Below are 25,555 nucleotides of genomic sequence, written 5' to 3'. Positions count from 1 at the left end.
TGCCGATGGCACTAAAATAAAGGACAAATTTCCGTCCGGGCATTTGCCGGCCCGAGACTGGACTTGTGGGATCAAAGGAGCTTCCCATGCCGCAGACCGGCACCGTCAAATTCTTCAATCACGCCAAGGGCTTCGGCTTCATCACGCCGGACGACGGGGCAAAGGATGTCTTCGTCCATATTTCGGCCGTGCAGGCGTCGGGTCTTCCCGGTCTTGAGGATGGGCAGAAAGTGACATTCGACACCGAGCCGGACAAGCGCGGCAAGGGTCCGAAAGCCGTCAACCTGTCGATCGGCTGAACCGGCCCTGGACAGAATGGACGCGGGCCGGTCTGGCCTGCGGTGTTTGCCGCACGCTTGAATCGCCCGGTTGGATGAACCCGCCTGGCCAAATTTCGTTCAGCCCCCGTTCAGCCACGGTCCCATATTAATCTTCGTTAAAGCCGGACCGCATCCCCCGAAAACGACCCGGGCCGGCACGAAGGAGACCGACATGAACCGAATTTTCAAGACTGCCATCCTGTCCGCCGCGGTCGTTGCGACCACGCTTGCGACCTTGCCCGCGGCCAGTGCCGATGAATGGCGCCATCACCGCCGGCACCACGGCAACGGCGACGCCGTTGCGGCAGGCGTGCTCGGCCTTGCGGCCGGTGCCCTGATCGGCGGTGCGCTCGCCAGCCCGCAGCCCCGCTATTACGACCCGGCCTATGATGATGAATACTACCGGCCTGCCCCGGTGCGCCGTTATTACGTGCAGCCGCGAGTGGCCTATGCCGAAAGCTATGCGGAGCCCTGGACCCGCGGCTGGTACGAATACTGCTCGGACCGCTACCGGAGCTTCAACGCGCGTACCGGCACGTTCACAGGCTATGACGGCGAACAGCATTTCTGCACCACCAATTAACGGAGGCAGTTTCCTGCCGGAAAAAAGCGCGGTCGCACAGGCCGCGCTTTTTCGTTTCCGGCAAGCGGTTTCAGATCAGGAACGGATTGCTTCGCCGCTCCTCACCAAAACGGCCGCCGGGACCGTGGCCGCAGATGAAGCCGATGTCGTCGCCCAACGGCAAAAGCTTCTCCTTGATCGAGGCGATCAGCGCGGCGTGGTCGCCGCCCGGCAGGTCGGTGCGGCCGACCGAACCGCGGAACAGCACGTCGCCGACATGCGCGAACTTCGCCGCCCGGTTATAGTAGACGACATGGCCGGGTGCATGGCCCGGACAATGGAGCACCTCGAACACGTGTGAGCCGAACGAAACGGTCTCGCCTTCGGCAAGGAAACGGTCGGGGACACAGTTGCGCACGGGATCGGTGATGCCGTAGCGCTTCGCCTGGTTCTCGAGATTGGCGAGCAGCGGCCGGTCGGCGGCATGCGGGCCGATGATCTCGATACCGAGCGCCTCCTTCAGCTCCATGGCCCCGCCGGCATGGTCGATATGGCCATGCGTGATCCAGATCGCGCCGGCTGTGATCGCATTGTCCTCGAGTGCCGCCAGCACCTTGTCGATGTCGCCGCCCGGATCGACGACAACGCCTTGCCTGTCGTCCATGTCGAAGAGAATGGTGCAGTTCTGCTGGAACGGCGTGACCGGCACGATGCCGGCGTTGAGCTGACCCATATTCGTCCTTTCACGCTGTCGGAGCGCTGCGCGCCCCCTCGAACGCGTCAGGAAAGCCCTAACCTTACCCTGATGTAGAGACACACGCGAACGGCGTCCACCGCTCCACAAACGGCAAACGGAAAAACGCAAAACGGAAAACGAAATGGGCGGCCGAAGCCGCCCATTTAAAACCCTGAAACGTCAAAGCTTATTTCTTCATCGCGTTCATGACCGCACCGATGATGCCGGTTAGGATGGCGCCGCCGCCGGCACCGCCAACGATATTTGAAATGTTCAACGCGCTGCCTGCCCCTGCCGCCGTGGCCGCGGCTGTCGGATCGACCGCGCCACCCAGCAGACTGTTGAGGATGGCCGCACCGCCGACGCCGCCAACAGCGCCGCCCAGGATTTTGGTAAGCTGCCCCATCGCCGCCGTCTTGATAGCCGCGCCAACCGCCTGACCACCGATGATACCCGTAATCACCTGAATAATGATCGGAAGAAGCGTGTTCATATCCATATTTCCAGTCCCTCCATAGCTGCCAGCCTCCCGGGCCGACCCCATCATGAGACGCCGAATTGTGTGAAAGTCAAATGCAGAAGCGCTTAAATAAAAAGGGCGGCCCGAAAACCGCCCTTACTAGTTAAAAAAGCTGTGACTTTCGTTATTCTGCAGCGATTGCGTGCTTGGGCTGAACGGCCGCAGAATAGTCATTCATCAGCGTCTTGGCGATTTCGCCGACCTCGAATCGGTATGGACCGATCTCCGAAACCGGCGTCACCTCGGCTGCCGTCCCGGTGAGGAAGCACTGCTGGAAGCCTTCAAGCTCTTCCGGCATGATGGCGCGCTCGATCACCTCCAAACCGCGGTCCTTGGCAAGGCCGATGACCGTGCGGCGGGTGATGCCGTCGAGGAAGCAATCGGGCTTGGGCGTATGGATCTTGCCGTCCTTGACGAAGAAGATGTTGGCGCCTGTCGCTTCCGCCACCTGGCCCCGCCAGTCGAGCATCATAGCGTCGGCATAGCCCTTGGCCTCGGCGGCATGCTTGGACATGGTGCAGATCATATAGAGGCCGGCCGCCTTCGATTTCGACGGTGCGGTGCGCGGGTCGGGGCGGCGCCATTCGGCCATGTCGAGGCGGATGCCCTTGAGCTTCTGCGCCGGGTCGAAATAGCTCGGCCACTGCCAGATGGCGATGGCGCAGTTGATCCGACTGTTCTGTGCGGAAACGCCCATCTGTTCGCTGCCGCGCCACGCGATCGGCCGGACATAGGCGTCCTGGAAACCTTGCTTCTTCAACAGCGTACGGCAGGCGTCGTCGATCTCGGCGACCGAGTAGGGTATCTTGAAGCCAAGCAGGCGCGCCGATTCATGCAGGCGTTCGGTGTGGTCGGTCAGCTTGAAAATTTCGCCCCCATAAGCGCGCTCGCCCTCAAATACCGCGCTGGCGTAGTGCAGCCCGTGGGTCAAGACGTGGATCTTGGCGTCGGCCCATTTGACGAATTGGCCGTTCATCCAGATAAAGCCGTCCAGTTGATCGAAGGGAACGGATGCCATGGTAACCTCCCGCGGGCGGCAGCCCGCACAGTGTCGTTGCGTGTTTCGCCTCGGCCGCTGCGGGCGGCCATTGTCTCAAAGCGTAGGCGGATATTTAAGGTCTGGCAAACTTAGGAAGTTCCGGAAAAAACGGCTTCGCTTGCCTTTTCGTTCGCAATCCGCCGAAAAGCTTGCCAAAAATTACCATCGCGCGGAAAATACGTCAATAGTGCTGACATAATTTCTGCTTCACACGGAGAAAAGATGACGAGCCACGCAGCCGCAGAGCCGATCAGGACGGCGATCACCGACGAGGACGGCATCGATTTCGCCATCATCGAGTTGTTCTTCTTCGCCTATCGCGACTTTACCTCCGATCCGGACCAGATCCTGGCCGACTACGGTTTTGGCCGCGCCCATCATCGGGTGTTGCATTTCGTCAATCGCCGGCCCGGCCTGACGGTCGCCGAGCTCCTCGACGTGCTCAAGATCACCAAGCAGAGCCTGGCGCGCGTGCTCAAGCAACTGATTGACACCGACCATATCGTGCAATTGCAGGGCCCCCGCGACCGCCGCCAGCGCGAGCTTTATCCGACGGCCAAGGGCCGTGCGCTGGCGCTGGCGCTGGCGCGGCCACAGTCGCGCCGCATCCATGCTGCATTGGAAGATTCCGGAGCCACCGAACGCGCCGTTATCGAACGGTTCCTTGAAGCGATGGTCAATCCGGAACTAAGGGCGCAGATCGACATTGTGCCCGCAAAGATGTCAGGGAAAAGCCATGGAGACCATTGAGAGGGTTGATCATCCGACAGCACCGGAAGACGACGCGCCGCATCTGCTGGTGGTCGACGACGACACCCGTATCCGCAATCTTCTGAAACAGTATCTCACCGAAAACGGCTTTCGCGTCACCGTCGCCGGAAATTCCGGCGAGGCGCGGCGTAAGCTGGCCGGCCTCGACTTCGATCTGATCGTGCTCGATGTGATGATGCCGGGTGAAAGCGGCGTCGATCTCACCAAGGCGCTGCGGGCGGAGAAAAACGTACCGATCCTGATGCTCACCGCACTGTCCGAAACCGACAGCCGGATCACCGGGCTCGAGGCCGGCGCCGACGACTATCTGCCTAAACCGTTCGACCCGCGTGAGCTGATCCTGCGTATCAACAATATCCTGCGCCGCGGCGGCCCCGCGACGACGCCCAAGGTCGAACAGCTGGTCTTCGGCCCCTATACGTTCCAGATCGCCAGGCGTGAGCTGAAGCGCGGCGGAGAGGCGCTCAAGCTGACCGACCGCGAGCAGGAAATCCTGGCGATCTTCGCTGCCCGTGCCGGCGAGACGATACCGCGGCATGAGCTTGTCGGCGACGAATCCGAGGTCGGCGAGCGCACGATCGACGTCCAGATCAACCGGCTGCGCCGCAAGATCGAACGCGATCCGTCCAATCCGGTCTGGCTGCAGACCGTGCGCGGTATTGGGTATCGGCTCAGCGTGGAATAGAATGCCGCCGACAGCGGCCCTTTGCCGGGTCCCGGTGAGCGAAAAGACGAATGGCGACCACGCAACTCGAACGGCCGGGAGATGGCGGCTTCAGCGCCCGCGCGACGCGGGCGCTGAAGGCCGTGCCGCGCGCCTGGAACCGTTTCTGGCGCCTGGTGTCGCTTTACATGCCGAAGCGGCTCTATGCCCGCTCGCTGATCATCGTCATAGCGCCAATGATCATGCTGCAGTCGGTCGTCGCCTTTGTCTTCATGGAGCGCCATTGGCAGACCGTGACGCAACGCCTGTCACAGGCCACGGTGCGCGACATCGCCGCCATCATCGACCTGATAGAGACCTATCCGCATGACGCCGACTACGCGAACGTCATCCGTATCGCCCAGGATCGCATGCAGCTGAAGGTCGACCTCCTCCCCCCCGACCCGTTGCCGCCACCCGGGCCAAAGCCGTTCTTCTCGATCCTCGACGAGATCCTTTCGTCCGAGATCACCCGCCAGATCAACCGTCCGTTCTGGATCGATACGGTCGGCAATTCCAATATCGTCGAAGTCCGCGTCCAGCTTGAGAACAAGGTGCTGCGGGTCTTCGTGCGCCGCAGCCAGGCCTATGCGTCGAACACCCATATTTTCCTGATCTGGATGGTCGGCACCTCGCTGGTGCTGCTGATGATCGCCATTCCTTTCCTGCGCAACCAGATCCGGCCGATTCTGACGCTGGCCGAGGCGGCCGAGAGCTTTGGCAAAGGCCGGCCGATGCCGCGCGATTTTCGCCCGCGCGGCGCCGAGGAAGTCCGCCGCGCCGGCTTTGCCTTCATCCAGATGCGCGAACGCATCGAACGCCAGCTCGAGCAGCGCACCGCCATGCTGAGCGGCGTCAGCCACGATCTGAGGACCATCCTCACCCGCTTCAAGCTGCAATTGGCACTGGCCGGGACCAAGGCGGCCGACACCCAGGCACTCGACCAGGACATCGACGACATGCAGTCGATGCTGGAAGGTTACCTTGCCTTTGCACGCGGCGAAGCATCGGAAGATGCCGGCCGGTTCGACCTCGAAGCCTTCTTCGACAAGCTTCGCGAGGAAGCCGCGCTGCGCAAGCGCAAGCTGTCGACCGTACTTACCGGCGATCCGCACGTCCACGTGCGCCCCAATGCCTTTGCCCGGCTGCTCTCCAATGTCGTCGGCAATGCATTCCGCTATGCCAAGACGGTGGAGATCAACGCCAATCATGGACGCGGTTCGCTGCTCGTCACCATCGACGATGACGGTCCGGGCATTCCGCCCGAAAAGCGGGAGGATGTATTCAAGCCGTTCGTGCGGCTCGACGAGGCCCGCAACCTCGACGCCAGCGGCACCGGCCTTGGCCTCTCCATCGCACGCGACATTGCCCGCAGCCATGGCGGCGACATCGTCCTCGAACGCAGCCCGCTCGGCGGCTTGCGGGCGGTGATCAAGGTTCCGGCTTGACGGCAGCGAGACCCGGCCTTCATTCGCCCGTCATGAAACCATGGTGAAGAGCGCCAATGAAGCGCGCGATTCTGATTGATTCGGCCCTGCGGCCTCATTTCGACCCCGCGCCTGCCCGGGTGCGCCGGTGCGACACCAGAGCTGCGGCGTGGTCGCCGCTCAGGCATCGCGGCAAGCCAATCAAGCTTGCCGCCAAGGGACCGCCATGCGCATCCTGATGGTCACCGACGCCTGGCGCCCGCAAGTGAACGGCGTCGTCCACACGCTGGAGCGCCTCTCGGAGACCCTGAAATCGTTCGACGTCGAGACGGATTTCCTGACGCCCAACATCTTTCGCACCCTGCCTCTGCCGACCTATCCCGATATCAGGCTGGCGCTGACGACGCCGCACCGCGTGGCGCGGCTGATCGAGGCACGCAAGGTGGACCACATCCATATCGTCACCGAAGGACCGCTCGGCATTATGGCCCGGCGCTACTGCCGCAACGCCGGCCGCCCGTTCACGACCAGCTATCACACACGTTTTCCTGAATATCTGAGCGCGCGCCTGCCGGTGCCTGAAGCATGGGCCTATCGCTGGCTGCGCGATTTCCATAATTCAGGACAGGGCACGCTGGTCGCCACCCAGTCGCTTACCGACGATCTTGCGGCGCGCGGCTTCACCAAGCTCCGGCCGTGGACGCGCGGCGTCGACACCGATCATTTTCGGCCGGATAAAAGAAAGGACCTGGGATTTCCCGGACCGATCTTCCTCTGCGTCGGCCGCGTCGCGATCGAAAAGAACCTGCCGGCCTTTCTCGACCTCGACCTGCCGGGCAGCAAGGTGGTCGTAGGCGAAGGGCCGGAATTGGCGAAGCTGAAGGCCAGATATCCCGATGCCCATTTCCTCGGCCATCGCCCGAACGACGAACTGGCCGAGATCTACGCCTCGGCCGATGCCTTCGTCTTCCCCAGCCGCACCGACACATTCGGCAACGTCATCATCGAGGCGCTGGCCAGTGGCACGCCGGTCGCAGCCTATCCCGTCACCGGACCGATCGACATCGTCGGAGACGGCATCGGCGGCGCGGTATCGGACGACCTGCGGCAAGCAGCGCTCGCCGCCCTTCACGTCGACCGCGCCGAGGCGCGGCAACGCGCGATGCGCTACAGCTGGAAGGCCTGCGCGGAAATGTTCATGGAAACGGTTGAAGAGGCGCTGGGCACCACGCGTAAACTGGCTGCGTGAGCAACAGCGCAGCTAGAACAACCTGCCTCCGTCCGGCACCTTGCGCTCGATCGCGCCAAGCACGACGGCGCCCTCTTCATCGGGAAAGCCGAGCGTCAGCACTTCCGACATGAATGGCCCGATCTGGCGCGGCGGGAAATTGACTACAGCGAACACCTGCCGGCCGATCAGGGTTTCGGGCGTATAGTATTTTGTGATCTGGGCCGAGGATTTCTTCACCCCGATCTCGGGACCAAAATCGATTTTCAACTTGATCGCCGGCTTGCGCGCCTCGGGAAAAGGCTCGGCCTCTACGATCGTGCCGGCGCGGATGTCGATACGGTCGAAATCGGCAAAGCTGATCTCGGGTTTTCGCGTGTTGCTCGAACTCATCGACGGTCAGGCGTTTCCGTAGGTTTCGAACAGCACGCCGGCCAACGCATCCTTGGCCGAAGTCCCCGACCAGACGACGAACTGGAACGCCTGGAAATAGCATTCGCAGGCTTCCAGCGCCGACGACAGCAGCACCTCGACCTGCTGGCTCGACGGTTCGACCCCACCGGCCAGCAGCAGCGACTGGCGGAACATGATGGCGCCTTCCTGCTCCCAGAGATCGAAATGGCCAAACAGCATCTGCTCGTTGATCAGCGAAAGCAGCCGCATCACCTCGAGCGCGCGCGCCTCCGGGACTTTGATGTCGAAGGCGCAGGCCAGGTGCAGCGCCTCGTAGTCCTCCATCCAGGAGAATGAAACGTGGTAGTCGGTCCAGCTCCCGGCAACCGAAATCGAGATCTCGTCGTCGCCGGCCCGTTCGAAGGACCAGTCGTTGTTGTGCGCCACCTGCTCGATAACATCCACCGGATGAATTTCGCGGGAGAATTCGAGTTCGAGAAGTTCCATGAAATGCTTCCTGTCGTTCTGGGAGCGCCACCACACGCTCCGCGGGAGAGGCACACTCGAACAATTCTGCCTAGAACTCGGACGGCCAGGACTTCGTCAACGCAAAGACCCCGGACCGGACCCCACCGCCCGGCGCACGACCCTGCTCCGAATCATGCAACAAATTCAGTCTATTGATCGGGAGTCGCGTGACCAGCCAAATTTTTCGCACTGCGTCATTCGCATGTGGAAAGGCGCTGTCACAAAGATTCACGCAGTACCGGTAAGCGATTCACGACAAAGCGCTTTTTGCGATCCGGCTTTGTGGAAAAGTTTAACGATTTATTGCTGATTATTTTTTTGCACGCCGCTTAACCGCAGCCGCAGGCGCTGCTTGACCGGTCAATTCGGCAAGCCTGGCCTCGAGCGCCTCGATGCGAGCGGCGAGGCGGATGTTTTCTTCCCTGGCCTTCGCCGCCATGTCGCGAGCGGCGTCGAATTCCTCGCGCTGCACCACGTCCATGGAGTTGAGTATGCGCTCGGCCTGGCCCCTGAAGGCGGTCTCCACCTCGCGCCGCACGCCCTGCGCGGCACCGGCTGCATCGGTCATCAGCTTGGCGAATTCATCGAGAATGCGGTTCGGTCCGGTCGCCATGGCAAATCCTCGCTTGGTTGAATTGACGTAGTGGCGCACGATTCGGAATGCAAGCATATGCTTGCCTTGACCGCGCCAAAAGCCTGCCGCATGGTCCGCGCCCGAACCTGATTGGGAACCTGGAGACCCTGTTGAGCGAATATTTGCTGCCGCTGGCCGCCCTGCCCTTTCCCAACATCGACCCGGTCATCGTCCGGATCGGACCACTGGCGGTGCATTGGTACGGCGTCGGCTATATCGTCGGCATTCTGTTCGCCTGGTGGTATGCCAAACGCCTCGTCACCAACCCAAAGCTTTGGCCCGACGGCATCCTGCCGATGAAGCCCGTCGACCTCGACGACTTCATCGTCTGGGCAGCCATCGGTGTGGTGCTCGGCGGACGCACCGGCTACGTGCTGTTCTACGACCTGCCGCGCTACATTGCCAATCCGCTTGATATCGTCGCCGTCTGGCAGGGCGGAATGTCGTTTCATGGCGGCCTGCTCGGCGTCATTCTCGCCATGACGCTGTTTTCCCGGTCTCGCGGCATCCGCACATGGTCGCTGTTCGACGTGGTTGCCGCCGGCGTGCCGGTAGGGCTTGGCCTCGTTCGCCTGGCAAACTTCATCAATTCCGAACTATGGGGCCGGTCGACCGACGTGCCATGGGCATTCGAATTCCCCAATGGCGGCCCATTTGCACGTCATCCGAGCCAGATCTATGAGGCGCTGCTCGAAGGCCTGGTGCTGTTCCTGGTCCTGCGCTTCCTCACCCATTCCAGGCTCAAGCTGAAGACGCCGCGCTTCGTCGGGGGCGCCTTCATCGCCGGCTATGGCGCCTCGCGCATCTTCGTCGAATTCTTTCGCGAGCCCGACCAGCAGCTTGGTTACCTCCTTGGCACGAGCTGGCTGACCATGGGAATGGTGCTGTCACTGCCGATGGTGCTGGCCGGCATCTGGGCGATGGCTACAGCCAAGCCGGTGACAAAACCGCAGCCGGCATGACGCGGCTGAAGACCCGCATCGCCGAGCTGATCGGTGCGGTGGGACCGATCCCCATCAGCGAATACATGGCGCTCTGCCTGTTCGATCCGAAGGACGGCTATTATACGACACGCGAGCCGTTTGGCGCCGCCGGCGACTTCGTCACCGCGCCGGAGATCAGTCAGATGTTTGGCGAGCTGGTCACTGTCTGGCTCTACCAGGCATGGCTGGCGATCGGCCGGCCGACGCCGGTTGCCATCGCCGAAATCGGCCCCGGCCGCGGCACGCTGATGAGAGATATGCTGCGCACGCTTTCGCGGCTCGATCCGACGCTTACCGCCAGCGCATCGTTCGCCTTGATCGAGACCAGTCCGCGGTTGACCGAGGTCCAGAAACGGACGCTTGCCGGGACGTCGGCCACCATCGCCTGGCATGAGGCCGTCGAGACGCTGCCGCAGGGGCCGCTTCTGATTGTTGGTAACGAGCTGTTTGACGCGGTGCCCATCCGGCAGTTCGTCCGCGCTGGAGCCGGCTGGCGCGAACGGATGATCGGTCTCGACGATGCGAACCGGCTGCGCTTTTTCGTCGGCGCCGGCTCGCTCGACCCGATGCTGCTGCCGGAGGGTGCCGAGAATGCGCCGCAAGGTGCCATCGTCGAGGTGGCGCCAGCCCGCGCTGCCCTTATGGCGGCAATCGCCGGGCGACTTGCCGGATTTGGCGGCGCCGGCCTGTTTCTCGACTACGGTCACCTCCAGCCCGGGATCGGCGACACCTTGCAGGCCTTGCGCAAGCACGGTCATGAGGACGTGCTGGCCAATCCGGGGCAGGCCGATCTCACCGCCCATGTCGATTTCGCCGCCCTCGCGGCCACCGTTCGGGCGCACGGCCTTGATGCCCACCTCTCCACGCAAGGTGAATTCCTGCTCAAGATGGGGCTCCTCGAACGGGCTGGCCGGCTCGGCGCCAATGCCGATGAGGCAGCTCGCGAAAAAATCGCGGCCGACGTCGAGCGCCTCGCCGGCCCGCAGGCCATGGGCGAACTCTTCAAGGTGCTTGCCGTTCTCCCCGCAGGCATTGCCGTTCCGCCGTTTCCAAGCACGGATTGACTTTTCGCTGCCGCCTCTCTCACTCTCCCGTCTCCGACTAGCGCCCGACATCAACTTCGCCAGCCTTCAACCGACCAGCCTTCAACTGCGCCCTTCAACTCGCTTGACGAAATCGCCCATACGGACAACAAAGCCGCCATGCTGAATCAGACCAAACCGGATCCCGTTCGGTCGCCCTTGCTGGAAACGGCGCAAGGCATCCGCCACGGCTACTTCACGCGAGTCGGCGGCATTTCCAGCGGCATCTACCGGGGCCTCAACATCGGCACCGGCTCGAACGACGACCAGACGCTGGTGCGCGAGAATCGCCGCCGGGTCGCCGAATGGATGGGCGTGCCTGCAAACCATCTGCTGACCGCTCACCAGGTTCATTCGCCGGACGTCGTCATTGCCAGGGAGCCTTTTGCCGGCGAGCGGCCCAAGGCCGACGCCATTGTCACCGACCGGCCGGGCATTGCCGTCGGTGCCTCGACCGCCGACTGCGGACCGGTCCTCTTCGCCGACGCCGGGGCGCGCATTATCGGCGCCGCCCATGCCGGCTGGAAAGGCGCTTTCACCGGAGTGCTGGAAAACACCATCGCGGCAATGGAAAGCCTCGGCGCCCGGCGCGACCGCATCGTCGCAGTGCTCGGTCCTTCGATCGGCCCACGGAATTACGAAGTCGGACCGGAATTCGTCGCCCGTTTCGTCGACGCCGATGCCGGCAATGCTCGCTATTTCGCGCCCTCAGCAAATGCCGGACACGCGATGTTCGATCTCAACCGCTACACGGTCGACCGGCTGATCAAGGCTGGCGTCAACGCCGAAGGACTTGGCCGCTGCACCTATGCTGAGGAAGAGCTTTTCTACTCCTATCGGCGCAGCACCCATCGCAACGAGCCCGACTACGGGCGGCAGGTTTCGGCAATCGTTTTGGAGGCTGACTGATGGCGCTGCATTTCGAACGCTCGGAATTCGACGCGCGGCGCGATCGACTGATGATCGAGATCGCCGAAAAGAAGCTCGACGCCGTCCTGCTGTTTGCCCAGGAAAGCATGTATTGGCTAACCGGCTACGACACCTTCGGCTTCTGCTTTTTCCAGTGCCTGGTGGTCAAGGCCGACGGCTCGATGGTGCTGCTGACGCGTTCGGCCGACTTGCGCCAGGCGCGCCACACCTCGATCATCGACAACATCGTTTTGTGGACGGACCGTAACGGCGCCAATCCGGCGGTCGACCTGCGCAATCTGCTCAACGAACTCGACCTGCTCGGCGCCCGCATCGGCGTCGAATACGACACCCACGGCCTGACGGCCTATAATGGCCGGCGCCTCGACGAGCAGTTGCAGACCTTCGGGCAGATCGCGGATGCCTCCGGCATTGTCAGTCGGCTACGGCTGTTCAAGAGCCCGGCAGAAATCGCCAAGGCGGAAAAAGCCGCAAATCTGGCCGACGACGCGCTGGACGCAGCACTGCCGCTGATCAAGCAGGGCGGCGATGAGGCGCTGATCCTCGCCGCCATGCAAGGTGCGATCTTTGCCGGCGGCGGCGATTATCCGGCCAACGAGTTCATCATCGGCTCCGGCGTCGACGCCCTGCTTTGCCGCTACAAGGCCGGTCGCCGCAAGCTCACCAAGAACGACCAGCTGACGCTCGAATGGGCCGGTGTCTTCCACCACTACCATGCGGCAATGATGCGTACGGTGTTGACCGGCAAGGTATCGAAACGCCACCAGGAATTGTTCGATGCCGCCCGCGCCGCGCTACTTGCAGTCGAGAAGGCGATGACGCCCGGTAATACGTTCGGCGACGTGTTCGACGCCCATGCCCGCACCCTCGAAGCCCACAATTTGACCAAGCACCGGCTCAATGCCTGCGGCTATTCGCTCGGCGCCCGCTTCACCCCGTCCTGGATGGATATGCCGATGTTCTATCAGGGTAATCCCGAACCAATTGCGCCGAACATGACGCTGTTCGCCCATATGATCATCATGGACTCCGAAACCGAAACCGCGATGACGCTTGGCCGCACCTATCTGACGACCGAATCCCAGCCGAAGCCGCTGTCCCGCCATGATCTCGACTTGATCGTGCAGTGAATCCATAATGCAAAGAGTGTGAGGGGCGTTCGTCGCCAAGGAGTTTTCAGGCCAATGAGACGATCGCATGTGACGACCGTGTCATTGCTCGTGGCGCTGGCGCTGGCGGCCTGCACCAATGCGAAGGACGTTCTCGAACCGTCGGCCATTGCCCCGCAATCGACGCAATCGCTCTCCGGAGCCGGAAGTGCCGCAACGCCCCCCGCAACTCCGGCTCAGCCTGCCGGCACCGCGCAAACTGCAGATACAGCGCAGCCTTCGGCTGCAGCAGCCGTGCCGCCCGCCAAAAGCGCGGCTGCCATTGCGCGGACCCGGCTGCAGGTGGCGCCGATCGTCGGCGCCTCGGTAGAAGCCGCGACACCGCTGACCGCCGAGCTTCAGACACGCGCCAGGCAGCGCGGCATCACCTTGGCCGGCAGCACCGACCAGACCCCAACGCATGTGCTCAAGGGCTATTTCTCGACCATGACGGAAGGCAAGGACACCACCGTCATCTACGTCTGGGACATCTATGACCCGGCCGGCAACCGGCTGCATCGCATCAACGGCCAGCAGAAGGCGCCCTCTGTCGGCGGCGGCGAAGGCTGGGCGGCGGTCGCCCCGGCGACCATGCAGGCAATTGCCGACCAGACAATCGACCAGTTCGCCACCTGGCTTGGCGGCGGCGCCGGCTGACCTGGAGCATGATTTCCGAAAAGTGGAATCCGGTTTCGGAAGAGACCATGCTCAGACTGAAAGATAGAGCTATCCCCGATTCCGTCGGCATCGAAGTGGACCTATCGCCGCATCGTCAAGCCGTAAGCGTTTATTGAGATTAGCCGGCGGATTCCCATTCACGACGCTTGCAATACCGGCGCGGGCCGCTAAAAGCCCGACTAAGAGGCTGGAGTGCTATCGGAGTCTCTCAATCCTTCGCCAGGAACGGTGCATGAAGCTCTTCGCGGGCAATTCCAACAGGGTGCTGGCCGAATCAGTCGCCCGCTACCTCAACATTCCGCTGGGCAAGGCCAGCGTCAGGCGCTTCGCCGACCAGGAAATCTTCGTCGAGATCCAGGAGAATGTGCGCGGCGAGGACGTCTTCATCCTGCAGTCCACCTCGTTCCCGACCAACGATCATCTGATGGAACTGCTCATCATGATCGACGCCTTCATGCGCTCTTCGGCCAAGCGCATCACTGCGGTTATTCCTTATTTCGGCTATGCCAGGCAGGATCGCCGTGCCTCGGGCCGCACACCGATCTCGGCCAAACTGGTCGCCAACATGATCACGAGGGCGGGCGTTGACCGGGTGCTGACCCTGGATCTCCATGCCGGCCAGATTCAAGGCTTCTTCGACATCCCGACCGACAATCTGTTTTCCGTGCCGGTCATGGCCCGCGACGTAAAGGCGAAATACAAGCAGCTTGCCAATGTCATGGTGGTTTCGCCGGATGTCGGCGGCGTGGTCCGCGCCCGCGCCCTCGCCAAGCGCATCGATGCCCAGCTCGCCATCGTCGACAAGCGCCGCGAGCGCCCCGGCGAATCGGAAGTCATGAACGTCATCGGTGACGTGCGCGGCAAGGATTGCCTGTTGATCGACGACATCATCGATTCGGGCGGCACGCTGTGCAATGCAGCCGATGCGCTGCTTGCCGACGGCGCCACCAGTGTCACCGCCTACACTACCCATGGCGTTTTGTCCGGCGGCGCCATCGCCCGCATCGGCGCCTCGAAACTGCAGGAACTGGTCATCACCGATTCCATCCAGCCGACGCAGGCAGTGCTCGACGCCGCCAATATCCGCGTCATCTCTATCGCCGAATTGATGGGCGAGGCAATCTCACGCACGGCGACCGAGGAATCGGTGTCGAGCCTGTTCGATTAATGCATGTCCGCGCAAAACTGTGCAGCGGTTTTGCGATAACGACATGCATAAAAACAAGAATCCAAAGCGCGTCGCATGAGGCCGGTCGAACGCTACGCGCTTCAGGGCTGCGACTCAGGCCGAGCCGGACCGTTTATTCGCCGCACCTTCGCCAGCATCACGGGCGCCCCGCATGTAACCGCGTGGCGAGGCTCCCAGCATGCGCTTGAACATGGTGATGAACGCCGGCACGCTGTCATAGCCGAGATCGAGCGCCACCCTTGTGATCGGCTCGCCGTCGGCCAGCCGTGGCAGCGCCGCGAACAGACAGGCCTGCTGACGCCAGGTCGACAGCGACAATCCCGTCTGGCGGTGGAACGCGCGGGTGAAAGAGCGGCGGCTCATGCCAACGATAGCGGCCCATTGGTCGATCGTCGCATGCGGTGACGGTGCCGAGACGAAGCGCCGGCATAGCGCCGCCAGCCTTGCGTCGGACGGGAACGGCAGTCCGAGCGGCCGTTCCGGCAGGTTCGGGATTTCGTGCAGCAGGAGCTTCATGATCAGCCCGCCCCGCCCCTCCAACTCGGCGCCCTGCGGCAGCTTTTCCGATTCCACGATCAGGCTGTGCATCAGATCGGTGATACCGACGACGCGCAATCCGTCCGGCAGGCCGGGAATGGCCTCCGGCATCACATAGACGGACCGCATGCTGACGTCGCCCAGCATCTCGACGGAATGTTCGGTGCCGGCGGGGATCCACATCGCGTGGTCGGGAGGCACCATCCAGCGCCCATGCCGCGTCGTTACCAGCACGACCCCGACCAGCGCGTGCAGCAACTGACTGCGGCTGTGATGGTGCCGTGGCACATGGTAGCCGTCCGGATATTCGGTCGGCAGCGCCACTGCCGGCCCAACGGCCTGCTCCAGCCATTGCCAGCGACGCTCATGCAACAACCCGAGATCACCGTCGCCCGCTTTAAACATTTCCCTGCCATGCGGCATCAGCTATGGCCCACTTGCGAAACTATTGGACCAAACCACGAAAGAAGTCGCGTGACAAGCAACGTATAAGGCAACCGGCCCCATAACACCGCGTGCGGAAGTGCCCGCCAAAAAGACCACGGAGCATGCCTTGACAGATACCGCAGCAATCGCCGAGGGCGAGCCGGTAGCGGCCGGCCACATCTCAGCTCAGGCGATGGCCTTCACCGTCATCCTGGCGGTGAGCTTCTGCCATTGCATCAACGACATCATGCAGTCGCTGCTGTCGGCGATCTATCCGCTGCTGAAGGACAATTACGGTCTCGATTTCTGGCAGATCGGCCTCTTGACTTTCACTTTCCAGGTGACGGCATCCTTGCTGCAGCCGGTGATCGGCATGATCACCGACAAGCGGCCGATGCCTTATTCGCTACCCTACGGCATGGCCTCCTCGTTGATCGGACTGGTCGTGCTGGCCTACGCCGGACACTATTTCCTGCTCCTCATCGGCGCCTCGCTGATCGGTATCGGCTCGGCGATCTTCCATCCGGAATCCTCGCGCATCGCCCGCTTCGCCTCCGGCGGCCGGTTCGGTCTTGCGCAGTCGCTGTTCCAGGTCGGCGGCAATTTCGGCCAGGCTATGGGGCCGCTACTGGCAGCCTTCATCGTCGTGCCCTTCGGCCAGACCAGCATCGCCTGGTTCGCCGGCGGCTCGCTGATCGGCATCATCGTGCTGTGGCAGGTCGGCGGCTGGTACAGCCGCCTGCGTGCCGCGCAGGGCACCCGCAAGGCAGCAGGTTTCGTCTCGCCCTTCCCGCGCCGCAAGGTGATGGGAGCGCTGCTGGTGCTGACGCTGCTGGTACTGACCAAGAACGCCTATATTTCCAGCCTTGCCAGCTACTACACCTTCTATTCCATTCATAAGTTCGGTGTTTCGGTGCAGATGTCGCAAGTCATGCTGTTCCTGTTCCTCGGCGCCTCGGCCCTGGGCATCCTGCTCGGCGGCCCGTTTGGCGACCGCTACGGGCAGAAGGCGATGATCTGGTTCTCGATCGTCGGCGTGCTGCCCTTCACGCTGGCCCTGCCCTACGCCAATTTCGAGTGGACGATGGTTCTCACCGTGCTGATCGCCCTGATCCTGTCCTCGGCCTTCTCGAACATCGTCGTCTTCGCCCAGGAACTGGTGCCCGGCCGCGTCGGCATGATCGCCGGCATCTTCTTCGGCTTCGCCTTCGGCATGGGCGGCATCGCCGCCGCCGTGCTTGGCGTCGTCGCCGACATGAAGGGCATCGATTTCGTCTTCCAGGTCTGCTCGTATTTGCCGCTGCTCGGGCTACTGACGGTGTTCTTACCGAACATGCGGAAAGCCAGGAAGGTGGCGCATTGACCACGAGCAGGTGACACGTCGGGTTGGACCTCGGCTTTTAACCCTCCGCGGCCATTCATCTTGAATGGCTCAAATCTCGCGAGAGGAGAGAGCCGCCGACCGGATGAGATTCGTCTGCGGTCGGGATCACTGAATCGGGAGGTCGGAGGCGATCCTTACCAAACGACGCTGGATATCGTCGGCCACCAGGGCTGCTTCCTCCGCAATTGCCAATATTGTGCCCGACCGCCGGGTGATTGCAAAAGGCAGGCCGGCAAAATACACACCCGGGACGCTCGCAAACCCGTTCTCGTGCAGTGGTTGGCCATGTGGATCGAGCACATCGGGAACGCGCACCCATCCGAAATCCCCAGTGAAACCGGTGCACCAGATCACCGTTGTGATCCCCCGCGCCGCGAGATCAATTGATCGGACCGGTGGATTGGGCAGACGCGCTTCAATCGTCTCCGCCGGGTCCGGCTCAGCCTCGGGGGCATCGATTCGGTTGCGCGCAATATAATCGTCGATCTGGCTTCGAACTCTGGCGGAGCCCTCGTCCGCATGGCGAACATGCGCTTCCGCCTCGTCGCTGAACGAGAGGCGGCCGTCGTCGACGCCCGTGAGCCGACCCAGTACGACGACGCCTTGCGCACTGAGGGACTGCAGGCTGATCGTATGGAGCGCTCCTTGCAGCGGCCTTCCTGGGATTGGGCCCTGTTCAAGTATTTCCTTGCGCGTCACGTCTAGCAGTCCGCTAAGAACCAGCCAGACACTGATGTGACGACCTCGATACGTTCGGGGCAGCCGGCCGACTCGGCTCGTTGCGAGAAACACAGTTCGCCCCGCTTGGGCCAAGTCCTCGGCGATTTGGCCTCCCGACTGGGCACTACCGACCACCACCACCGCTCCACTGTCGAGACCGGATGCGTTGCGGTAGGCTGATGCGTCGATCTGCCGGACTTCGGGCGGCAACAAAGCGGAGAAGGACGGGCGCACCGGGCAGTTCTGGTTACTGCTGGCGATCACCACATTTCTCGCACACAGGGAACCGCGCGGAATGGTAAGTCGGTACAGGCCGTCGCTCGCAACAAGGTCGGTCACCGGCGTACCGGTTTCCACCGGGAGGGCATGACGGCGGGCATAGTCCTCCAACATCGCGACAAACTCGCCGCTTGTCATTGCGCCGTCGGGATCGGAGCCGACATAGCTATCCCCGGGCATGACCGTTTGGCTGTTCGCGGTATTTATCCGAAATGAGTCCCAACGCTGGGTCCGCCAGGTCTCACCGATGCGATGTCGCTCCAGCACTCTGTGACGTAAGCCGCGCTGCATCAGCGCATGACTGACTCCTAGCCCCGCCCAGCCGGCACCGATGACGACGGCATCAAGAATGTCCGTCGCGCTCGTCATTGCGTTCCCCTCTGACTGTCACCCATTGTACTTCGTGAAATCAGTAAACGGTTCGCTTTCCAGTACGGCTTGCTCTCAGGCTTGACAAATCGAACATGACAACACTTGGCGTGGCGATGACTAAGATGTCGTGTCTCGTGTAAGTCGCGCCTGTGCGGAAGTTTGTCAACTGAACGTCCGCCAAGGGCGCAAAGCCGAAATTCAGTGAGATGCTGCCCATACCTGCCTTTGGCTTGCACCTCGCGCCGCCTTCCGCTATAGAGCCGCCACCCGCGTAGACACCCTTGGAGGCAACGCGGCGGAAGGCCGCCCCACCCGGCGGCTTTCGACGTTTACGGCCCAGCCACGCTGGCCGCGAACGCTCCAGAACAACGCGAAAGGAAATGCCATGAGCCACGATACTTACGAGCTCAAGGCCGAAGCGCGCGAACAGGTCGGTAAGGGGTCCGCCCGTGCAGTTCGCCGCAACGGTAAAGTGCCTGCAGTGATTTACGGCGACAAGCAGCCTCCCCTGGCGATTGCGCTGACCTACAAGGACATCTACTACAAGATCCATGGCGGCGGGTTTCTGACCACGGTCGCCACGATCGATGTCGACGGCAACAAGATCCAGGTTCTGCCCAAGGATTTTCAGCTCGACCCGGTCAAGGATTTTCCGGTCCACGTCGATTTCCTGCGCATCGGCAAGGATACCGAAGTCAATGTCGACGTGCCCGTGCACTTCATCAATGAAGACAAGTCGCCCGGCATCAAGCGCGGCGGCGTGCTCAACATCGTGCGCCACGAGGTCGAGTTCCACTGCCCTGCCAATGCGATCCCGGATTTCATCACCGTCGATCTCACCGGCACCGATATCGGCGATTCCATCCACATTTCGGCCGTCACCTTGCCGGCCGGCGTCAAGCCGGTGATCTTCGACCGCGACTTCACCATCGCGACCATTGCCGGCTCCTCGGCGATGAAGCCGGAGGCGGTAGAAGAGACGACTGAAGCGGCTGCGCCCGAAGCGGCTCCTGCCGCCGAAGAGAAGTAACTCCTTCCCGCCCGGAGGCGACGATGCTTGTCTTTGCAGGCCTCGGCAATCCGGGCGCGAAATACGCCAGCAACCGGCACAATGTCGGCTTCATGGCGGCGGACGCGATCGCCCGCCGCCATTCCTTTTCGCCCTGGTCGAAGAAATTCCAGGGTCTGATCGCCGAAGGCACGCTTGCCGGCGAAAAGGTGATCCTGATCAAGCCGCAGACCTTCATGAACCTGTCCGGCCAGTCGGTCGGCGAAGCCTTGCGCTTCTATAAGCTCGGCCCTTCGGCGCTGACTGTCTTTTATGACGAGATCGACCTTGCTGCCGGCAAGGTGCGCGTCAAGGTCGGTGGCGGTTCCGGCGGCCACAACGGCATCCGCTCGCTCGACCAGCACGTCGGCAAGGATTTTCGCCGTGTGCGCATCGGCGTCGGCCACCCCGGCGTCAAGGAAATGGTGCATGGCCATGTGCTCGGCGATTTCGCCAAAGCCGACCGCGAATGGCTGGACGTGCTGCTCGACGCAATCGCCGACGGTGCCGGATTGCTTGCCGAGGGCGACGACAATTCCTTCATGAACCGCGTGACGCTGGCCCTGCGCGACAAGCTCACGCCGACGGGCGACGACGACCGCCCGCCGCCCAAGGCGCCAAAGGCACAAAGCCACGTCCGCCAGGCGCGGCCGCAGCAGCCGGCGGCCAAGCTGCCCGAAACCGGCCCGATGGCGGCTATGCTGAAGAAGCTTTTTGGCGGCAAGGACTGAGCCATGGCGCCGTCAGCGCCGCGGGCATGAGTGCTCAGGGCTTGACGATCATCGGCGCTTTCGCCCATAGCCCTGATCAAACTCGATTTCCCGATAGGACCAGACAAAAATGGGTTTCAAATGCGGCATCGTTGGCTTGCCCAATGTCGGCAAGTCGACGCTCTTCAATGCGTTGACCAGAACGGCGGCGGCACAGGCCGCCAATTATCCGTTCTGCACCATCGAACCGAACACCGGCGAGGTGGCGGTGCCCGACCCGCGCCTGCAGAAGATCGCCGCGATCGGCAAGTCGAAGGAGATCATCCCGACCCGCATCTCGTTCGTCGACATTGCCGGCCTGGTGCGTGGCGCCTCGAAAGGCGAAGGGCTCGGCAACCAATTCCTCGCCAACATCCGTGAGGTCGACGCCATCGTCCATGTGCTGCGCTGCTTCGAGGATGACGACATTACCCATGTCGAGGGCCGCATCGATCCTGTCGCCGATGCCGAGACCGTCGAGACCGAATTGATGCTTGCCGATCTCGACAGCCTCGAGCGCCGCATCGTGCAGATCCGCAAGCGTGCCGCCGGCAAGGACAAGGAAGCAGCGACCGTACTTCCGATGATGGAAGCGGCGCTCGAACTGCTGCAGGCCGGCAAGCCCGCCCGCATCCTGCTCAACGGCATCTCGGGTGAGGATCTCCGCATCCTGCAGGGGCTGAATCTCTTGACCTCACACCCGGTGCTTTACGTCTGCAACGTCGCGGAAGCCGACGCCGCCACCGGCAACGCGCATACCAGGGCGGTCGAGAAGATGGCCGCCGCGCAAGGTGCCCGCACCGTCGTGATTTCAGCGGCGATCGAGGCCGAAGTCGCCCAGCTCTCGGACGAAGAGGAAATGGAATTCCTGGCAACGCTCGGCCTGGACGAACCCGGCCTGAACAAGGTGATCCGCGCCGGCTACGAGCTTTTGCAGCTCATCACCTATTTCACCGTCGGCCCCAAGGAGACGCGCGCCTGGACCGTGCACAAGGGTGCCAAGGCGCCGCAAGCGGCAGGCGTCATCCACACCGATTTCGAGCGCGGCTTCATCCGCGCCCAGACCATCGCCTATGACGATTTCGTCAGGCTGGGCGGCGAAGTGGCGGCCAAGGAGGCCGGCAGGGCGCGCGACGAAGGCAAGGAGTATGTCGTCCAGGACGGCGACATCATGCTGTTCAAGTTCAACACCTGACCCGGCGAGACCCGCCCGGCCTCCACAATGGCTGTTGCTCGGTCACAACTTCATAACAGGCATCGCAGCGGCGCCTTGCCGCTGCTTGACGGCACGTCACGCCCGGTCTAAGGGGCCTCTGCGCTGGTCTCGAGCCTCACGTGGCCATGTCAGTGCGATCAGAGTGACGCGCCCCTTCCGAACGAAACCCTCTTTAGCAACAGCAAGGGAGACCGGCGATGATCAAGGCCTTCGTCGTCGACAATGATCGCCTGCGCCTTGTCGACGATCTCCTGCAAAACAGCGATGCTGTCGTCTGGGTCGACCTTCTCAGCCCGACAAAGGAAGAAGAGACCACGATCGAGACCTGGCTCGGCATTGCCGTTCCGACCCGGGAAGAGATGGAGGAGATCGAGATCTCGAGCCGTCTCTACGTCGAGGACGGCGCCTACTTCATGACCGCCATTCTGCCGGCTCAGACCGAACTGGATGATCCCTTGATGTCGCCGGTCACCTTCGTGCTCGCCGGCAGCAGGCTGATCACCGTGCGTTACCACGAGCCGAAGGCGTTCAAGACCTTTCCGCTGCGCGCCGAGAAGGTGGCGACCGGTTGCACCAGCGGCGACACCATCCTGATTGGCCTGCTGGAGGCGATCGTCGACCGCCTCGCCGATATTCTGGAGCGCGCCGGCCGCGACGTCGAGGCGATCTCGCGCGACATCTTCGAGGCACGATCGACCAAGGTTTCCAAGCGCAACCGTGACTTCCAGGAACTGTTGAAAGGCATTGGCCGCAAGGAGGACCTCGCCTCCTCGGTCCGCGACAGCCTGATCTCGCTGCAGCGCCTTGCCGGCTTTCTCGCCCATGCCTCCACTCAGACCAAGATGAGCAAGGATACCCGCGCCCGCATCAAGACCTTGTCGCGCGACGTGCTGTCGCTTGCCGACCACGCCACCTTCCTGTCGCAGAAGATCAGCTTCCTGCTCGACGCGACGCTCGGCATGATCTCGATCGAGCAGAACGCCATCATCAAGATCTTCTCCGTCGCCGCTGTCATCTTCCTGCCGCCGACGCTTGTCGCTTCAATCTACGGCATGAATTTCGACATCATCCCTGAGCTCAAATGGCACTTTGGCTATCCCTTCGCCATCGGCATGATGGTGCTTTCGGCAATCCTGCCCTTCTGGTATTTCCGCCGTCGCGGCTGGCTATAGGGTCGTCAATGCGCGCTACGGCTTGGGCACAGCAGGCTGGCGCACCAGAAATTGCTTGACCAAATGCCGCCCTGCCTGCATCCGGGAGCCGACCCGTAGCGATTGTACAATCCTGAACAGGATTTCCAGACCATGACCACAAAGACCTGGGCTTATGAGGATTTTGTCGAGGGCGCTTCGCTCGACCTCGGCACCAAGCTGGTAAGCGCCGCTGAAATCATAGAATTCGCCGACGAGTTCGATGCCCAGCCGATGCATCTCGACGAGGCCGCGGGCAAGGCCAGCATCCTCGGCGGGCTGGCGGCTTCGGGCTGGCACACCTGCGCCATGTTCATGCGCATGCTGTGCGATGCCTTCCTGCTCGACTCGACCTCCCAGGGCGCGCCAGGCGTCGACCAGGTCAAATGGAAACGGCCGGTCCTGGCCGGTGACCTGTTGAGCGGCAGCACCACCGTCCTTGCCAAGCGACTGTCCAGATCGAAGCCCCGCCTTGGCCTGGTGACCATGCGCAGCGAGTTGTTCAACCAGCGCGGCGAAGGTGTTTTCGAGCTCGAAAACACCGTCATGTTCCTCACCCGCGAGGGCAGTGCGTGAGCCTCGACGAATTCTTCTGCATCGGTATCACCGTCACGCTTGGTTCACATCGATTCGAACCGGAGGCGATCAAGGCGTTCGCCCGCAAATACGACCCGCAGATATTCCATATCGACGAAGAGGCGGCGAGGAACAGTATATTCGGCGGGCTCTGCGCCTCGGGCTGGCACACCGCCGCCACCTGGATGAAATTGAACCTCCAGGCTGGCATGGAGGCAGAGGTCGCCCGCTGGCCCGGCCCCGGGCCGGTTCCGGAATTCGGTCCCTCGCCCGGCTTCAAGAACCTCAAATGGCCCAAACCTGTCTATGCAGGGGAAACCGTGACTTTCACCCGCACCGCGCTGGCCCATCGCCCCATCGCCTCGCGACCGGGCTGGCGGCTGCTGACCCTCCGCTCCGAAGCCTTCGATTCGACCGGCGACAAGGTCATCGAATTCGAAAGTGCCGTGCTGGTGAAGGTGGAGTGAGCGGAGTTCTTCCCCTCTCCCACAGGAAAGAAGGAAGAGACGCTCAATGCCCCTCAAACCCGATCAGCGTCCTTACCGGTACGCCGAGCGCCTCTAACCTCTCTCGGCCGCCAAGGTCCGGCAGGTCGATGACGAAGCAGGCGGCGAGGATATCGGCGCCGATCTGCCGCAATAGCTTGACGGCCGCCTCGGCCGTGCCGCCGGTGGCGATCAAATCGTCGACGAGGATTACCTTCTCGCCTGGAGAAACGCCGTCCTTGTGCATCTCCATCTCGTCCAGCCCGTATTCCAGGCTGTAGGCGACGCGCACCGTCTCGTAAGGCAGCTTGCCTTTCTTACGGATCGGCACGAAGCCGGCCGAGAGCTGGTGGGCGATGGCGCCGCCGAGGATGAAGCCCCGCGCCTCGATGCCGGCGATCTTGTCGATCTTCAGGCCGGCATAGGGATGCACCAGCTCGTCGATGGCGCGGCGGAAGGCCCGCGCATTGCCGAGCAGCGTGGTGATGTCGCGAAACAGGATGCCCGGCTTGGGATAATCCGGAATGGTGCGGATCGCGGCAAGCAGCGTCTCTTCGAGCGAGGATTTCATCGAGCGGCTCTCCGGGCTATTCAGATTCGGCTGAAGGCGTGAAAGGAATGGGCCAATCGTAACCCGGCGCCGCCAAGTCCGGCTACCGCCATGTGATGCCTGACGGAAAATTGTCCGGCAAAGGGCCTTGCTCAGCGTCGGCTGCGATGAATCGACATGCCTGCAATGAAAAGGGCGCCTTTCGACGCCCTCGCATTCTCGTATATCGCAGGGCTCAGTGCGCCACGCCGGCCCACACCTTGCGCTTGGTCAGGTAGACCAGCGCACCGAACAGCAGCAGGAAGACCAGCACGCGAAAGCCGGTCTTCTTGCGGTCCTCGAGGTGCGGCTCGGCCGCCCACATCAGGAAGGCCGACACGTCGCGCGAGTACTGGTCGACCGTCTGCGGCGCGCCGTCATCATAGGTAACCTGGCCGTCGGAGAGCGGCTTCGGCATCTTCAGCGACACGCCGGACAGGAAGTACGGATTGTAGTGCGTGCCTTCCGGTATGACCATGCCTGCCGGCGGCTGCTGGTCGTAGCCGGTCAGCAGCGAGTGGATGTAGTCGGGGCCGCCCTGCGCATATTGCGTAAAGATGTCGAACACGAAGCGCGGGAAGCCGCGCTCGACCCCGCGCGCCTTGGCCAGCAGCGACATGTCGGGCGGTGCTGCGCCGCCATTTGCCGCCGCTGCCGCTTCGACATTGGGGAATGGCGCCGGGAAATGGTCGGACGGCTTGCCGGGACGGTCGAACATGTCGCCGGCATCGTTCGGGCCGTCATGGATCGTATATTCGGCCGCCAGCGTCTTGATCTGCGCATCCGAATAGCCAAGGCCTTCCAGCGTACGGAACGCCACCAAATTCATCGAATGGCAGGCCGAGCAGACTTCCTTGTAGACCTTCAGTCCGCGCTGCAGCTGGGCCTTGTCGTAGGTGCCGAATGGCCCGGCGAAGCTCCAGTTCATTTCCTTCGGTTCGTGTATCGGGAAATGCGTCGGCGCCGCCTCATTGTGCGCCTCTTCCTGGGCGCTGGCTCCAATGCTTGCGGCACCCATGCCCGCGGCCACAAGGCCAAGCAGCGCCAGCGAGGAGAGAATCTTTTTCATGCCAATTCCCCTTGAGATTCTCTGACGCGCTGTCATCGTCTCGA

At 62.5% G+C, this 25,555-nt stretch carries 29 protein-coding genes; 19 read left to right on the top strand and 10 right to left on the bottom strand.

Annotation, left to right across the window (positions count from 1 at the left end; all coding sequences use genetic code 11):
* Positions 1-86: 86 nt before the first annotated feature.
* Both NKI79_RS29275 and NKI79_RS29270 read left to right on the top strand, forming a co-directional pair.
* Positions 87-299 carry a cold-shock protein gene (locus tag NKI79_RS29275; RefSeq protein WP_006202521.1) on the top strand — a complete coding sequence of 71 codons (213 nt, stop codon included), beginning with the start codon at positions 87-89 and terminating at the stop codon, positions 297-299.
* A 193-nt stretch (positions 300-492) separates the two neighbouring features.
* The gene (locus NKI79_RS29270) at positions 493-903 is read left to right on the top strand and encodes a BA14K family protein (protein WP_352806548.1); all 411 of its coding nucleotides are present in this window, start codon (positions 493-495) and stop codon (positions 901-903) included.
* A 70-nt stretch (positions 904-973) separates the two neighbouring features.
* Here NKI79_RS29270 and NKI79_RS29265 read toward each other — a convergent pair whose 3' ends face one another.
* The 3 genes from NKI79_RS29265 to NKI79_RS29255 all read right to left on the bottom strand — a co-directional run bounded on the left by NKI79_RS29265 (position 974) and on the right by NKI79_RS29255 (position 3,156).
* Positions 974-1,615 carry an MBL fold metallo-hydrolase gene (locus tag NKI79_RS29265; protein WP_352713127.1) on the bottom strand — a complete coding sequence of 214 codons (642 nt, stop codon included), beginning with the start codon at positions 1,613-1,615 and terminating at the stop codon, positions 974-976.
* A gap of 190 nt (positions 1,616-1,805) precedes the next feature.
* Positions 1,806-2,117, bottom strand: a complete 312-nt coding sequence (locus tag NKI79_RS29260; protein ID WP_254819202.1) for a hypothetical protein — start codon at positions 2,115-2,117, stop codon at positions 1,806-1,808.
* Positions 2,118-2,262: 145 nt separating this feature from the next.
* Positions 2,263-3,156, bottom strand: a complete 894-nt coding sequence (locus NKI79_RS29255) for a branched-chain amino acid aminotransferase (protein WP_352806544.1) — start codon at positions 3,154-3,156, stop codon at positions 2,263-2,265.
* A 243-nt stretch (positions 3,157-3,399) separates the two neighbouring features.
* On the opposite strand from NKI79_RS29255, the gene NKI79_RS29250 reads away from it, so the two are divergent.
* The 4 genes from NKI79_RS29250 to NKI79_RS29235 all read left to right on the top strand — a co-directional run bounded on the left by NKI79_RS29250 (position 3,400) and on the right by NKI79_RS29235 (position 7,327).
* Entirely contained in the window at positions 3,400-3,927 is a 528-nt protein-coding gene (locus tag NKI79_RS29250; RefSeq protein WP_023719182.1) for a MarR family winged helix-turn-helix transcriptional regulator, read from the top strand.
* Positions 3,914-4,633, top strand: a complete 720-nt coding sequence (locus tag NKI79_RS29245; RefSeq protein WP_023678415.1) for a response regulator — start codon at positions 3,914-3,916, stop codon at positions 4,631-4,633. The genes NKI79_RS29250 and NKI79_RS29245 overlap by 14 nt, the downstream gene beginning before the upstream one ends.
* A gap of 50 nt (positions 4,634-4,683) precedes the next feature.
* Positions 4,684-6,099: an ATP-binding protein gene (locus NKI79_RS29240; RefSeq protein ID WP_352806541.1), complete on the top strand. Its 1,416-nt coding sequence runs from the start codon at positions 4,684-4,686 to the stop codon at positions 6,097-6,099.
* Between the two features lie 205 nt (positions 6,100-6,304).
* Positions 6,305-7,327, top strand: a complete 1,023-nt coding sequence (locus tag NKI79_RS29235) for a glycosyltransferase family 4 protein (RefSeq protein WP_352806538.1) — start codon at positions 6,305-6,307, stop codon at positions 7,325-7,327.
* Between the two features lie 12 nt (positions 7,328-7,339).
* Here NKI79_RS29235 and NKI79_RS29230 read toward each other — a convergent pair whose 3' ends face one another.
* The 3 genes from NKI79_RS29230 to NKI79_RS29220 all read right to left on the bottom strand — a co-directional run bounded on the left by NKI79_RS29230 (position 7,340) and on the right by NKI79_RS29220 (position 8,840).
* The gene (locus NKI79_RS29230) at positions 7,340-7,699 is read right to left on the bottom strand and encodes a tRNA-binding protein (RefSeq protein WP_352477950.1); all 360 of its coding nucleotides are present in this window, start codon (positions 7,697-7,699) and stop codon (positions 7,340-7,342) included.
* 6 nt (positions 7,700-7,705) lie between these two features.
* Positions 7,706-8,206: a type III secretion system chaperone family protein gene (locus tag NKI79_RS29225; RefSeq protein WP_023678420.1), complete on the bottom strand. Its 501-nt coding sequence runs from the start codon at positions 8,204-8,206 to the stop codon at positions 7,706-7,708.
* 331 nt (positions 8,207-8,537) lie between these two features.
* Positions 8,538-8,840, bottom strand: a complete 303-nt coding sequence (locus NKI79_RS29220; protein WP_352806535.1) for an accessory factor UbiK family protein — start codon at positions 8,838-8,840, stop codon at positions 8,538-8,540.
* Between the two features lie 131 nt (positions 8,841-8,971).
* Between NKI79_RS29220 and lgt the strand changes: the two genes are divergently transcribed.
* The 6 genes from lgt to NKI79_RS29190 all read left to right on the top strand — a co-directional run bounded on the left by lgt (position 8,972) and on the right by NKI79_RS29190 (position 14,850).
* The gene (lgt, locus tag NKI79_RS29215) at positions 8,972-9,823 is read left to right on the top strand and encodes a prolipoprotein diacylglyceryl transferase (RefSeq protein ID WP_352806532.1); all 852 of its coding nucleotides are present in this window, start codon (positions 8,972-8,974) and stop codon (positions 9,821-9,823) included.
* Positions 9,820-10,908: a class I SAM-dependent methyltransferase gene (locus NKI79_RS29210; protein WP_352806530.1), complete on the top strand. Its 1,089-nt coding sequence runs from the start codon at positions 9,820-9,822 to the stop codon at positions 10,906-10,908. The genes lgt and NKI79_RS29210 overlap by 4 nt, the downstream gene beginning before the upstream one ends.
* 138 nt (positions 10,909-11,046) lie before the next feature.
* Positions 11,047-11,835 carry a peptidoglycan editing factor PgeF gene (pgeF, locus tag NKI79_RS29205; RefSeq protein ID WP_352806528.1) on the top strand — a complete coding sequence of 263 codons (789 nt, stop codon included), beginning with the start codon at positions 11,047-11,049 and terminating at the stop codon, positions 11,833-11,835.
* Positions 11,835-12,986, top strand: coding sequence for a M24 family metallopeptidase (locus NKI79_RS29200; RefSeq protein ID WP_023678425.1), 1,152 nt, complete (start codon positions 11,835-11,837; stop codon positions 12,984-12,986). Before pgeF ends, NKI79_RS29200 begins: the two co-directional genes overlap by 1 nt.
* A 54-nt stretch (positions 12,987-13,040) precedes the next feature.
* Positions 13,041-13,661, top strand: a complete 621-nt coding sequence (locus NKI79_RS29195) for a hypothetical protein (RefSeq protein ID WP_352806525.1) — start codon at positions 13,041-13,043, stop codon at positions 13,659-13,661.
* Positions 13,662-13,914: 253 nt separating this feature from the next.
* On the top strand, positions 13,915-14,850 hold the full coding sequence (locus NKI79_RS29190) for a ribose-phosphate pyrophosphokinase (protein WP_254819191.1): 936 nt from the start codon (positions 13,915-13,917) through the stop codon (positions 14,848-14,850).
* A gap of 114 nt (positions 14,851-14,964) precedes the next feature.
* Here the strand turns inward: NKI79_RS29190 and NKI79_RS29185 are convergent, their stop codons facing one another.
* Positions 14,965-15,831, bottom strand: coding sequence for an AraC family transcriptional regulator (locus tag NKI79_RS29185; RefSeq protein ID WP_352477962.1), 867 nt, complete (start codon positions 15,829-15,831; stop codon positions 14,965-14,967).
* A gap of 130 nt (positions 15,832-15,961) precedes the next feature.
* Here NKI79_RS29185 and NKI79_RS29180 point away from each other — a divergent pair, with 130 nt between their 5' ends.
* Positions 15,962-17,197: an MFS transporter gene (locus tag NKI79_RS29180; protein WP_502909868.1), complete on the top strand. Its 1,236-nt coding sequence runs from the start codon at positions 15,962-15,964 to the stop codon at positions 17,195-17,197.
* Positions 17,198-17,323: 126 nt separating this feature from the next.
* On the opposite strand, the gene NKI79_RS29175 is transcribed toward NKI79_RS29180, so the two are convergent.
* On the bottom strand, positions 17,324-18,586 hold the full coding sequence (locus tag NKI79_RS29175; protein WP_352806519.1) for a flavin-containing monooxygenase: 1,263 nt from the start codon (positions 18,584-18,586) through the stop codon (positions 17,324-17,326).
* A gap of 388 nt (positions 18,587-18,974) precedes the next feature.
* On the opposite strand from NKI79_RS29175, the gene NKI79_RS29170 reads away from it, so the two are divergent.
* From NKI79_RS29170 to NKI79_RS29145, 6 genes are all read left to right on the top strand, one after another.
* Positions 18,975-19,619, top strand: coding sequence for a 50S ribosomal protein L25/general stress protein Ctc (locus NKI79_RS29170; protein ID WP_254819187.1), 645 nt, complete (start codon positions 18,975-18,977; stop codon positions 19,617-19,619).
* A 23-nt stretch (positions 19,620-19,642) separates the two neighbouring features.
* Positions 19,643-20,368, top strand: coding sequence for an aminoacyl-tRNA hydrolase (gene pth / locus NKI79_RS29165; protein WP_254819186.1), 726 nt, complete (start codon positions 19,643-19,645; stop codon positions 20,366-20,368).
* 109 nt (positions 20,369-20,477) lie between these two features.
* Positions 20,478-21,581: a redox-regulated ATPase YchF gene (ychF, locus tag NKI79_RS29160; protein WP_352806516.1), complete on the top strand. Its 1,104-nt coding sequence runs from the start codon at positions 20,478-20,480 to the stop codon at positions 21,579-21,581.
* Positions 21,582-21,799: 218 nt separating this feature from the next.
* Complete coding sequence (gene corA, locus NKI79_RS29155) at positions 21,800-22,774, top strand: magnesium/cobalt transporter CorA (protein ID WP_352477971.1); 975 nt, start codon at positions 21,800-21,802, stop codon at positions 22,772-22,774.
* A 132-nt stretch (positions 22,775-22,906) separates the two neighbouring features.
* On the top strand, positions 22,907-23,368 hold the full coding sequence (locus NKI79_RS29150; RefSeq protein WP_352477973.1) for a MaoC family dehydratase: 462 nt from the start codon (positions 22,907-22,909) through the stop codon (positions 23,366-23,368).
* A complete protein-coding gene (locus tag NKI79_RS29145) occupies positions 23,365-23,835 on the top strand; it encodes a MaoC family dehydratase (RefSeq protein WP_352477975.1) in 471 nt (156 codons plus the stop codon). The genes NKI79_RS29150 and NKI79_RS29145 overlap by 4 nt, the downstream gene beginning before the upstream one ends.
* 43 nt (positions 23,836-23,878) lie before the next feature.
* Here the strand turns inward: NKI79_RS29145 and NKI79_RS29140 are convergent, their stop codons facing one another.
* Both NKI79_RS29140 and NKI79_RS29135 read right to left on the bottom strand, forming a co-directional pair.
* Positions 23,879-24,424, bottom strand: a complete 546-nt coding sequence (locus NKI79_RS29140) for an adenine phosphoribosyltransferase (RefSeq protein WP_254819181.1) — start codon at positions 24,422-24,424, stop codon at positions 23,879-23,881.
* A gap of 214 nt (positions 24,425-24,638) precedes the next feature.
* Positions 24,639-25,460: a cytochrome c1 gene (locus tag NKI79_RS29135; protein ID WP_502909869.1), complete on the bottom strand. Its 822-nt coding sequence runs from the start codon at positions 25,458-25,460 to the stop codon at positions 24,639-24,641.
* Positions 25,461-25,555 lie beyond the last annotated feature (95 nt).

It is taken from the genome of Mesorhizobium sp. M0340, assembly GCF_040321535.1.
Lineage (GTDB): Bacteria > Pseudomonadota > Alphaproteobacteria > Rhizobiales > Rhizobiaceae > Mesorhizobium.
Note: the sequence above shows the minus strand (reverse complement) of the source record. Positions and strands in the feature narration are given on the sequence as shown.